This window comes from Candidatus Enterovibrio altilux, from assembly GCF_002381345.1.
Lineage (GTDB): Bacteria > Pseudomonadota > Gammaproteobacteria > Enterobacterales > Vibrionaceae > Enterovibrio > Enterovibrio altilux.
Genome location: NZ_CP020660.1, coordinates 1,277,366 through 1,289,645, shown reverse-complemented (window position 1 = coordinate 1,289,645; position 12,280 = coordinate 1,277,366). Strand labels below are relative to the sequence as shown.

The following is a 12,280-nucleotide window of genomic DNA, read 5'->3' as shown; positions in this document are numbered from 1 at the left end:
ACACCATGTATACAGATGTGTTTAAAACATTTTCAGAGCAAGCTGAAAAAACTCTGGCACCTTATGTAAAATTCAATAAAATGGTAGCAAAAACCGTTGAAATGCTTACTGAACTGCAACTAAATGCAGTTCGCACCTACAGTGAAATGGGCTTAGCACAAGTTAAAGCAGCAAGCAGCGTTACAGACGTAACTTCTCTAACTTCATACGCCAGCCAACAACTTACAGCAATGACGAAGCTATCTCAGTATATGATGGATGACAGTGCCAAATTGCAAGCAGTAGCTAAAGAATTCAAAGACGATCTTGAGCAACTAGCAACTGAAAATCTCAAAGCTGCTACTCCAGCTTAACCAAGGTTAACGCCCTCTTTTAAAGAGGGCGGTATCGTTTCCGATAAAGAGGGTTTACACATGTTTCAGAGCTTCTTCTCGGACTACCTTGTAAAACTCCAAGAAAGTAACCAGCAATGGTGGCAGGATTTTGAGCAAGGCAAGGCAGCCGTAAACACCCCCCTGAACCACGCAATGAAAAAAATAAGTATCGATGATACAACTCAGTTTCTTGAAAATGCCGCAAATCAACCTGCTACAATGTTACACATTCAAATACAGTGGTGGGAAAAGCAGCTACAAATTTGGCAAAATATTACTCTCGCTACAAATAGTGAAGAAATCGTTGCCCCAGAAAAAGACGATAAACGCTTCCAAGACAAAGGTTGGCAAGATGAAGTTCTTTACAACTTTATAAAACAATCCTACCTTTTGTTTAGCCGTACATTACTTGAAACCATCGACGCAGTTGACGGCCTAGATAAAAAAGCCAAAGAACGCTTAACCTTTTTTTCGCGTCAAGTCATTAATGCTATGTCTCCAAGTAATTTCATTGGAACAAACCCGGAGTTATTTCGCTTAACGCTTGAAAAAAATGGTAAAAACTTAATTCAAGGTCTCAAACAATTTCAAGAAGATCTTGAGTCAAGTTCAGACATCCTCAAAATCAGAATGACAAACAACGATGCATTTCGTATTGGCGAGGACATTGCGAGCACTCCAGGTGATGTAGTGTATCAAAATGAGCTATTTGAACTAATCCAATATCGTCCAATGACAAAAAAAGTAAACGCAATACCATTACTCATAGTGCCACCTTTCGTCAACAAGTACTATATTCTGGATCTTCGTGAAAATAACTCAATGATGCGTTGGTTAGTCGAGCAAGGCCACACTGTATTCATAATGTCGTGGCGCAATCCTGGTATTGAACAAAAAAATGTAGAATTTAGTGATTATGTTACTGAAGGTGTCGTTAAAGCAGTATCTGCTATTGAAGACATCACAGGACAATCACAAATCAATGCTGCAGGTTACTGTATAGGCGGCACTCTATTGGCTAGCACTGTCGCTTACTATGCGGCAAAACGCATGAAAACACGTATTAAATCAGCCACGTTCCTCACGACGATCCTTGACTTTGCACAACCTGGCGAAGTGGGAATATATATTAATGAAAATATTATTAGCGCTATAGAAACACAAAATAACGAGCGTGGTTACATGGATGGGCGCTCATTAAACGTAACATTTAACCTACTGCGTGAAAATAACCTATATTGGAATTACTACATCGACAACTATCTCAAAGGGAATAGTCCTGTCAATTTTGATCTCCTTTACTGGAACAGTGATAGCATCAATATTACAGCTGCTACTCATAATTTCATGTTACGTGAACTTTACCTAAATAATCGTTTAGTCAAAGAGAAAGGCGTAAAAATAGGTGGTGTATGGATCGATTTAAATAAAATCAAAATCCCTACCTATTTTATCTCAACTAAAGAAGACCATATTGCGCTATGGCAAGGGACTTACTGTGGCGCACTAAATTTAAATGGCAGTAAGACCTTTGTGTTAGGTGAATCAGGACACATTGGAGGTATCGTGAATCACCCAAGTAAAAATAAATATGGCTTTTGGATAAATCCAGAGTTATGTGAATCAGCCGAACAATGGTTGAATGCTGCAAAGCACAACACAGGCTCATGGTGGCCACACTGGAATAAATGGTTAAAAACCTACTGTCCAAAAGAACAAATTGAGCCATGTTCACAGGGTTCTGAAAACTTTCCTGTTCTTTTTATTGCACCAGGCAAATACGTAAAGCAGAGGCTTCCATTTGAAATGAAAGAAACCAAAGTAGCCCAAACTAAAACAAACGTTTAATATAAGCATCATTTCAATAATGCAAAATAAGAGGCCACTTAACTGAGTGGCTTTTTTTCAGTTATGTTATTTTGCTCTGCGTCTAATACACTTATTTCTGCATTATCAACTTTATCATAATGCGAGATACCGCAATAAAACCAAATGTGGCCGTTACCATGGCTGCCGTACCAAATCCACTGTTGCAATTCATTCGCTTATATCCTTCCACAGGAACTTTAATTTCACACACGCTACCATCAGGTTGCAGGTATTTTAGCCGCTCTGTAGAAAACACACAATCGACACCAAATGTACGGCCTGGAATTTTTGTAAAATTATGGAACCGACGCAACTTATTACGTAACTTAGCCGCCAAAGGATCCTGAATTGTTTTAGTAAGATCTGCTACTTGAATTTGGGTCGGATCAAGCTGACCTCCAGTACCTCCGACAGTAATAATCTTAATCTTATTTCGCTTACAGTATGCAATCAGTGCGGTTTTAGGTTTGAGGCTATCAATGGCATCTAAAACATAATCAAATTCTTTAGTAATATACTCAGAAATATTTTCTTCAGAAATAAAATCATCAATCAACTGCACACTACAATCAGGGTTAATCAAACGAACACGATCTGACATTACTGCGATTTTGCTTTGACCAATGGTGCCAGACATTGCATGGATTTGACGATTAATATTCGTCACACATATATCATCCATATCAATCAAAGTTAGTGCGCCCACACCGCTTCTAGCCAATGCTTCTACGGCCCAAGATCCAACACCACCGATACCAATCACACATACATGAGATTGCCTTAAAATTTCCAGTTTAGACATGCCATATAAACGACGTGTACCATCAAAACGTTGCTGATAACTTTTTGAAGCAGGTAATATAACAGTAGACATACTTAATTGTTCAGTTTTAGGTTTATACATATGGACTATCATTCATACACGTTTAACACAAAAATGTCCATGTTCATCGTTTTATAAGCTTTATTCCAAATATGAGTTCAGATAATAAATCCCAAAATGATTCACTATTAAACAATCGCTTTTGTTTTGGGCATACCTAGTCCAGTCAACTTATTTAACGCTTTTATCACGGCGTGAGTTTCGCTAACCTGAGCATTATGATCTCTTAAACTCAATGTCCCTCTTAGTAGTTTTTGACTCGAGACATTACCGTCTCTGATAGGAGACATTGATGGTAACCATACCTCGTTTTTCTATGCTCATTTGAACCATATAATTTTTGGTAATAAACCGCTAAATAATGCGGATGACATCGTTTCCAAAAAATTATTTTTTTCTTGATGGTATAAGTGATGCCGCTCGTTTAATACAAATTATTTCGTAACATTGTCTAATGTTATAAGCACTATTGGCTAATATTTTATTGATTTTTCGACGGGTCTGTTTTAGTAAGTTAGGTAGCACCTTATAGCCAATCACATTTGATGCATATTTATATCTACCGCTAAATGTAACTTACGTTAGACTCGCCGTTTCCCATTCGTACCATGCTTTTTTACTTTCTATTCTCCTTCACCGTAGACTTTTAACCCGTAAAATCAATAGATAAATACTGGATGCTTCCTTTTTTTTTCATTTTGAACGGGACGTCAACCATTTTAATTCGCTTGCTCATGCATGAATAGTGAGGGCATGACAACGGCAGTTGAGCAAGTTTGAAAACAAAATTAATAAATTTTGGCAAACTGCTCAATGGCATTAAAATACGCATTTAACATAAGAGCCATCGTAATGGCTAAATCGCTAAATAAACAAAATCTCCCATCATTACCCTACTTAGTTTGATTCCATAGCGGAATAGCTTCTTCATCAATCCAGAATGTTAGTAAGCCACTATTGATTAAAGCTTGATTATGCTGCTTCCAGTTAGTTGTTTTGCCGTGAAAATTATTCATAGACCTGAACATTTAAGTAAACCTAACTGTTTAGAGTGTTGAGTGAAATTTTTATTCCTTTATTTAGGAAATAAAGCCAGTCACCATAAACGCTCTCGAGCAGAGACAGCAATGGTACGATTCAAAAAATCACTTGGAGGGACCTTGAGCCTAAGGAGTCGTACAACTCAAATTAGTTAAACCGACACCATGATAAAGCGTTAAATAAGCTGACAAGACTAGGTAAATCTAATACGACAGCGGTTGTCTAATAGTGAATTATGTGGGGATTTACTATCTGAATGCAAATTAGGAAACAAAATTCCTTCGGTCATCAAGCTAACTTATCCATGATTTTCACTAAGAGCACCCACAATAAAGTTGATTTTACTGTAAAAATACGAGTACAAAACACAATAACTTTGCATATCTTCCATGTTGCTTCTGTCTTATTTCGCATATCTTCGATCAAAGATCATCAATATAGCCAAGACCGCGCAAGGCACATACGTCATCTGCCCAACCAGATTTCACTTTAATCCACAATTCAAGATAAACTTTACGTTCAAACATTGTTTCCATGTCTAAGCGAGCTTCACGACCAATAATTTTAATTTTATCGCCACCTTTGCCAATAATCATACGTTTTTGTCCATTGCGTTCAACCAAAATCAATCCATTAATTTTAAAGCCATTAGTATCTGAATTGTAATCAAAACGCTCAATTTCTACGGTTACAGCATATGGCAATTCATCACCCAAAAAACGCATTAATTTTTCACGAATAATTTCAGACGCCATAAAACGCTGTGAACGGTCAGTAACATACTCCTTCGGGAAATACCACTCACCTTCTGGTAGCGAATCACGTACCAACTTTTTAATTACGTCGACATTGGTGCCTTTTTTTGCTGAAACAGGCACAATATCGATGAAATCCATTTTCTCACTCAACGCCTGTAAATGTGGAAATAACTTCCCTTTTTCACGAATGTTGTCAACTTTGTTGACTAACAGAACCGTTGGAAGGCCTGACTTCTTCAACTTATTAAGCACCATTTGATCATCTTCGGTCCACTGAGTTCCGTCCACTAAGAACAGTACCAGCTCAACGCCTGTCAATGCACTTGTCGCAGTACGGTTCATTAAGCGATTAATCGTGCGTTTTTTTTCAATGTGAAGTCCTGGAGTGTCTACGTACATCGCCTGATAACTATCATGAGTATCAACACCCATAATGCGGTGGCGAGTGGTTTGAGGTTTACGCGAGGTAATAGATAGTTTCTGCCCAACCAAACGGTTAAGGAGCGTTGACTTACCCACGTTAGGGCGACCAACTATAGAAATGAAACCACTGTGGTGAATTTGATACGAGTCTGTCATGAGTCCAGCCTCTCTAATGCTCGTTCTGCAGCCTCTTGTTCTGCTTTACGACGATTGCTGCCTTTACCTACGACAGGGCGTTCCAGACCTGCGATTCTACATTCAACAGTAAATCGCTGGTTGTGCGCTTCTCCATCCACTTGAGTTATATCATAGACGGGTAATGGCTTATGCCGCCCTTGAAGGCATTCCTGCAATAGTGTTTTTGGATCTTTCTGATTAGTACCCGGCATAATGGTCTCTAGACGTTCTTTGTACCAACCCAGGATAGTTTCACGGACTGTTTCCAGATCACTGTCAAGATAGATAGCGCCAATGATCGCTTCAACTGCATCAGCAAGAATAGAATTACGACTAGAGCCCCCGCTTTTTAATTCACCTTGCCCTAATTTCAGAACATTACCTAGCTTAAATTCTCGACCTAGCTCAGCTAAAGTATTACCACGAACTAAGGTTGCACGCATACGACTCATGTCACCTTCATCAACGTTCGGGAAACGATGGTAAAGATTATCAGCCACAACGAAGCTCAAAATAGAGTCCCCCAAAAACTCTAAACGTTCATTATGGTGACCACTTGCACTTCGATGAGTTAAAGCAAGACTTAGTAGCATAATATTACGAAATTCATAAGCTATGCGACGCTGTAATTTATGTGTTGGTATTGTCATGTTATTCCAAGTTAATCAATGCCGCCGATACGATGAAAACGCACACTAACAGGTACCCATGAAGGTAAGAAACCATAGCCCTGATCATTAAATTCAAAACTGGTCCATATACCTACTGCCTTGCCAACTAAATTCGCCTCAGGAACAAATCCCCAGAAACGGCTGTCCCTACTGTTGTCACGGTTATCACCCATAACAAAGTACTGACCTTCGGGAACGATCCACTCATTCAAGCCCGGTTGCGGGTAATACTGCGCAGATTGATTTGGAGCATAGGGGTTAACTAAAATTTGGTGTGGTACTTCATCAAACAGCTCTTGTGCTTGAATTAAACTAACACCGTGCTGAGTAAATGAGTTTTCGTGAACGTCACCCATTTTCACCAACTCACAGGTTGCTTCACCTTTACTTTGAATACAAAGGCGCTTATTTTCACTATAACGAACTATGTCATCTGGAAGGCCAACCACACGTTTAATGAAGTCCAAGCTTGGCTGTGGCGGGTACTTAAACACTACCACATCTCCACGCTTGGGTTTACCAGTCTCAATTAATTTATGACGAAAAATAGGATCTTTTATGCCATAAGCAAATTTTTCCACCCAAATGAAGTCACCCGCAAGCAATGTAGGCATCATAGAGCCAGAAGGAATTTGGAATGGCTCGTAAATAAATGAACGCAGAACCAAAACAAAACCAATAACAGGGAACACTGAAACGGCCATTTCAATCCAAATAGGCTGCGATGCAACTTGTGCGGCACTTAACTCACTCCTCTCCGAGTTCAGCGTTTGTGTAGCTTTTTTAATGCGTTGCTGAGCCCATCTGAATCTATCCAGTGCCCAGATGACCCCAGTCAATAAGGTGACCAGCACCAAAACCAGAGAAAAAATATTTGCCATAATGCTCCCTAACTTTTAGTATTTATCCTTGCCTACATGCAAGATCGCAAGGAATGCTTCTGAAGAAAGTTCTATGTTACCTATCCGCTTCATGCGTTTCTTACCATCTTTTTGCTTCTGTAGTAATTTTTTTTTACGGCTGATATCGCCACCATAACACTTAGCAATAACGTTCTTTCGCAATTTTTTAACAGTAGAACGCGCAATAATATGTGTACCGATTGCAGCTTGAATTGCAATATCGAACTGTTGACGAGGAATATACTCTTTCATCTTCTCAACCAAATCACGTCCACGATTTTGTGCGTGTTCTTTGTGCGTGATGATCGCCAACGCATCCACTATATTGCCATGTAACAATACATCTATACGCACCATATTCGAGGTTTCATAACGTTGGAAGTTGTAATCCAGTGATGCATAACCGCGTGATGTCGACTTAAGACAATCAAAGAAGTCCAATACAACTTCTCCCAGCGGAATATCATAGGTCAAAGCAACTTGCTTTTCGTGGTAAACCATGTCTATCTGTGTACCACGCTTTTCAATACACAGCATAATAATGCTGCCAATAAATTTTGAAGGAACCAAAATATAACAGCGTGCAATAGGTTCACCTATGGTCGCAATATCATTAATCGCTGGTAATTTAGAAGGATTATCTATATATAAAATATTACCATTCGTTTTCTGGACTTGATATACTACAGTTGGTGCTGTAGTGATCAATGCTAAATTGTATTCACGCTCTAAACGTTCTTGAATTATTTCCATGTGTAACATGCCAAGGAAGCCACAACGAAAACCAAAACCTAGTGCAGCAGAACTTTCTGGTTCATAGAACAATGATGCATCGTTTAAACTTAATTTACTCAGCGCCACACAAAAATTTTCGTAATCATCTGAAGAGATTGGGAATAAACCGGCATAAACTTGAGGCTTCACCTTCTTAAACCCAGGTAATGCAGTTTGTGCACCATTTTTTGCATGAGTCAGTGTATCACCAACAGGTGCACCTAAAATATCTTTGATACCACAAACAACCCAACCAACTTCGCCAGTACATAAACTTGGGGTATCTTTTTGTTTGGGCGTGAAGATACCAATGCGATCAACCCTCCAAACCTGACTCATTGCCATAGCCTTTATCTTATCTCCTTTCTTAAGTCTACCATGTTTAATACGAACCAAGGCGACAACACCTAGGTAGTTATCAAACCATGAATCAATGATCAAGGCTTGTAAAGGTTCTTCTGGGTCACCTTCCGGAGCAGGAATATTTTTCACTATATCTTCAAGAACGAGATTAATGCCCCAACCTGTTTTCGCTGAACAACGAACAGCTTCCGCAGCATTAATGCCAAGAATGTTTTCGATTTCTGCCGCAACTCGATCTGGATCAGCAGCAGATAAATCAACTTTATTCAGAATAGGAATCACTTCAAGGTCCATTTCAATGGCCGTGTAATAATTAGCCAATGTTTGAGCTTCTACACCCTGACTTGCGTCCACTACCAGCAAAGCACCTTCACAGGCCGCCAAGGAACGTGATACTTCATATGAAAAATCTACATGTCCTGGAGTGTCAATGAAGTTTAACTGATAGGTTTCCCCATCATTTGCTGTGTAATTCAGCGTCACACTCTGTGCTTTAATAGTGATACCGCGTTCGCGTTCCAAATCCATAGAATCCAAAACTTGTGCTGCCATTTCACGGTCTGAAAGACCACCACAAAGCTGAATGAGACGGTCTGATAATGTTGACTTACCGTGATCAATGTGAGCAATAATTGAAAAATTTCGAATGTGCTTCATAAATAGTGTGACTAGTTCGTTTGTAACTAAATAGATCAAGTGACGTGATTCTACCGAAATTAATGACTAGTCGCTATCCTCAGTTGTGGCATTTATTGTCACAGTCTCCATAACAGATGCCTCGAAGACATGAATAAGCTTAGCTATCGTTCTTGTATCTCGTTCCAATTTATGTGAAAAATAGTGTGCTATAATAACACCTATTCCACCAGCAGATATGAAAGATAAAATTACAATGCCTTCACTACTTGCCATTAATATTGCAAAAAGTTGACCAATACATGCACCCACAATCATAAAAAATAAAGGAAATATATAAACAATAGCGGCAAATTTCAGAATGGTTTGCTCTTCAAAACCAATTTCCACCATGGTTCCCTCAGAAACAAATAAAGCAAAAGGTACTCTAATATTAAGAATTTTTTCTGAAAAAGTATTGCTAACAACACCTGTTCCACAAAAATTTTTCGATGCACAACTTCCACAACTGGTTTTCTGCTGACAACGAACGATAAGGTAGCCATCACCTCCACCAATGGTTTCAGCTAACACTGTAATCATTATTCTTGCTCCTCAATATAGTATGATTTATGTTCTGGCCTCTTTAATTACTACAGCGTCTGCTACGAGAATCGGACGTACAGACTATGCCACTTTTTTTGCAGTTGCCGGAGAGACATTACCAACAGTCATAGTTTCATTATTATCCGGCACACGGTGGTGAAGGGTAATATTACCTTTATATACTAGTTGTTCACACACGAACAGTGTGTTCTCTTCCGCTAATAATTTAACAAATCGGTACGCACACACAAATTAATATTTGAGTCAATCCATAGTATATAAGCATAATATGCGCCATTTTTTAAAATACTTTCATCAAATCGAACGGCAAACTTGCTTCACGTATTTGCTCTCATGCAATGAAATTGCATTATGGTTGCAAGGTAGATAATATGGATCTGTGTAATAACTAATAAAAATGCTCACATTCATGTACTTTAAGATTTTGTTTCCTAATCCAAGTTTAAATAGCGGCTTCAGTATGATGAACGATTAAACGCTCACTTTCATTTTAGGCATATATAGCCCTATCAGCTTATTTGACACTCTATCATAGCGTAGGTTGAACCAATCTGAACATTATAATCCTTTAGGCACATGTCTCTCTAAGTAGTTTTTGATTCAAAATCATTACCGTTTTGATAGAGAATGTTTATGATAACCATATCTCGTTTTCAATGCTGATGGAAATCGTATCACTTCTAATAACTGACCCGCTAAATTACAAAGATGACCTCGTTCCAAAAAAATTGTTCCTTTTCTTGGTGGTATGAGTAAAACTGATCGTTTAATACGAACGGTTTCGCCATATTGCTTGGTGTCGTAAGCACCATCAATTGATATTTCATTAATTTTTCAGTGGTCTCTTTAAGTAAACTAGGTAGAACTTCACCGTCAGGCACATTTGATGTACTTAACTCAGCAGCAATGATTTCATGCGTGTTTATATCTACCGCTAGATGTAACTTACATCAGACTCACCGTTTTTCATCAGTACCATGCTTTTTTACTTCCATTATCCTACACCGTAGGCTTTCAACCCTGTAAAATCAATGGCTAAGTGCTGAGTGCTTCCTTTATTCTTCATCCTGAACGTGACATTAACCGTTTTAGCTCGCTTGCTCAGGCATGAATAGTGAAAGCATAATAATGGCAGTTAAACAAGTTTAAAAATAGAATTAATGAATCCTTGCAAACCTATCAATGGCATTGAAAATACACATTTAACCATGAGAACCGTCGCAATGGCTAAGTCACTAACGAAATGAGGTCTCTCATGATTACTCTGCTTAGTCTGCTTCCATAGCTGAATAGCTTCTTCATTAATCCAGAATATTAGTAAGCCACGATTGATTAAAGCTGTATTTACTGCTTCCAGCTAGTTGTTTTATAACGAAAATTATTTATATGCCTTAATATTGAAGTGAGCCTAATTATTTAGAGTGTTGCCTAAAAATTTAGTTCCATGATTTAAAAAAATAAAGCCGATTACCATAAACATTTTCTAGCAGAAACAGCAATGAGACGAGTTAAAAAATTACTAGGAGAGTCATTAAGCCTAAGGAATCACACAACTTATATTAGCTGAACCTACGTATGAGCAAAGCGTTAAATCAGCTGACAAACTAAGTATGCTGAACATTAAAGCGTTTGCAATCATTTCATCTATTTCACTGCTGTTAAACAGGCTATTAGCTAGTGGCTCATCAATCTACGAAAACGCTCATCCACCGCTTTTTTGACACGAAAAATACGCTAATATACCACACCTACTAAGCAATCCATAATTTTTGCATTATACTAAAAACGATTGATTTTAATTGCTCTGATAACATAAGATTTTCAAAAGTGAAATTTTTTCATGCACCCATATTTTCATAGTGTATAGCTGCTTCCGCATCAATATTACTGGGTTGAAGACATCTTTCCTGCGCAACTAAATAATATTTAGTTTTATTTACCTCCATACGATACAATCATGAATAAAAAATACTTTCTTAGTGAAAATTTTTTAGCGAAAATCCGACAACACACAATACACTTTGATGCAGACTTCTTGAACCACATCCGGGACATCACCTCTATTTATGAACATAGCGTAAAATTAGACTGCACACTTTATTTGGATATTTGATTACCAAAAATTTAAACTCCTACTTATTACTATTTTATATGCGTTCAACCAGCGCGTAATAAGTAAAGAGCTCGTTCATTTGAACGTCTTTTCCTTATTATTGATATCAATAATAATTCCGGTTCTGTATTCAATAGATTATGCTGAGCATGATGTATCCACTTTTTACGGAGTAATTATTATAGCTACCGTTGATGTGAAGTCCTTTTCTTGTTAGCAAACAAATACAGTTCAAAAATATGCAATAGGTCATGGTAGACACCAACGCTATAGTTATGTATTCAATAAGTTGCTTATGCTTCACAGGTAATACTCGTGTTAATTTAATGTCCAATGACTTTATCATGCATGTACGTTGATTTTGAGCAGCTATTCGTTTTTTATTGAGTCGTTTAAAGCGAGTGCGAAGGGTTACATTATTCTTCTCAATGTTTTGCATATGGGGATTGTCAACAATGTGATTATTCTCGGAAAGAGTGTCGTATCCATTATACATTATCTGCACATTATAACGTAACTTAGGATCTTGGTAAATAATTGAAAAATATATAAATATTATTTTTAACAGTCATTAAATACGTCAGCAATAACTTTTTTTAATCTAGATATTCATGCACGTACAGCAGCAGCGTGGCTACACAGTAATTTTCAAGTTTTTAAAACACAAATAACTTTATTAATATTGATGTG

9 protein-coding genes and 2 pseudogenes are annotated in these 12,280 nt (G+C 37.9%); 2 read left to right on the top strand and 9 right to left on the bottom strand.

The window, feature by feature from the left end:
• The first annotated feature begins 5 nt into the window (after positions 1-5).
• Positions 6-353 carry a phasin family protein gene (locus BTN50_RS05435; protein ID WP_096619311.1) on the top strand — a complete coding sequence of 116 codons (348 nt, stop codon included), beginning with the start codon at positions 6-8 and terminating at the stop codon, positions 351-353.
• A 60-nt stretch (positions 354-413) separates the two neighbouring features.
• Positions 414-2,222, top strand: coding sequence for a class I poly(R)-hydroxyalkanoic acid synthase (gene phaC, locus BTN50_RS05430; RefSeq protein WP_096619310.1), 1,809 nt, complete (start codon positions 414-416; stop codon positions 2,220-2,222).
• Positions 2,223-2,313: 91 nt separating this feature from the next.
• Here the strand turns inward: phaC and tcdA are convergent, their stop codons facing one another.
• The 9 genes and pseudogenes from tcdA to BTN50_RS12310 all read right to left on the bottom strand — a co-directional run bounded on the left by tcdA (position 2,314) and on the right by BTN50_RS12310 (position 12,086).
• Positions 2,314-3,117 (bottom strand): tRNA cyclic N6-threonylcarbamoyladenosine(37) synthase TcdA, encoded by an 804-nt coding sequence (tcdA, locus tag BTN50_RS05425; RefSeq protein WP_096619540.1) that lies wholly within the window; start codon positions 3,115-3,117, stop codon positions 2,314-2,316.
• A 137-nt stretch (positions 3,118-3,254) separates the two neighbouring features.
• Positions 3,255-4,142, bottom strand: a pseudogene (locus tag BTN50_RS05420) (IS5 family transposase).
• A 447-nt stretch (positions 4,143-4,589) separates the two neighbouring features.
• Positions 4,590-5,504: a GTPase Era gene (era, locus tag BTN50_RS05415; protein WP_096619309.1), complete on the bottom strand. Its 915-nt coding sequence runs from the start codon at positions 5,502-5,504 to the stop codon at positions 4,590-4,592.
• A complete protein-coding gene (gene rnc, locus BTN50_RS05410; RefSeq protein ID WP_096619308.1) occupies positions 5,501-6,175 on the bottom strand; it encodes a ribonuclease III in 675 nt (224 codons plus the stop codon). Before rnc ends, era begins: the two co-directional genes overlap by 4 nt.
• A gap of 11 nt (positions 6,176-6,186) precedes the next feature.
• The gene (gene lepB / locus BTN50_RS05405) at positions 6,187-7,077 is read right to left on the bottom strand and encodes a signal peptidase I (RefSeq protein WP_096619307.1); all 891 of its coding nucleotides are present in this window, start codon (positions 7,075-7,077) and stop codon (positions 6,187-6,189) included.
• Positions 7,078-7,092: 15 nt separating this feature from the next.
• The gene (lepA, locus tag BTN50_RS05400) at positions 7,093-8,892 is read right to left on the bottom strand and encodes a translation elongation factor 4 (RefSeq protein WP_096619306.1); all 1,800 of its coding nucleotides are present in this window, start codon (positions 8,890-8,892) and stop codon (positions 7,093-7,095) included.
• A 66-nt stretch (positions 8,893-8,958) separates the two neighbouring features.
• Positions 8,959-9,453: a SoxR reducing system RseC family protein gene (locus BTN50_RS05395; RefSeq protein ID WP_096619305.1), complete on the bottom strand. Its 495-nt coding sequence runs from the start codon at positions 9,451-9,453 to the stop codon at positions 8,959-8,961.
• A gap of 495 nt (positions 9,454-9,948) precedes the next feature.
• A pseudogene (locus tag BTN50_RS05390) lies at positions 9,949-10,863 on the bottom strand (IS5 family transposase).
• 857 nt (positions 10,864-11,720) lie between these two features.
• Positions 11,721-12,086, bottom strand: a complete 366-nt coding sequence (locus tag BTN50_RS12310; protein WP_096619304.1) for an IS1 family transposase — start codon at positions 12,084-12,086, stop codon at positions 11,721-11,723.
• Between the last annotated feature and the right edge of the window lie 194 nt (positions 12,087-12,280).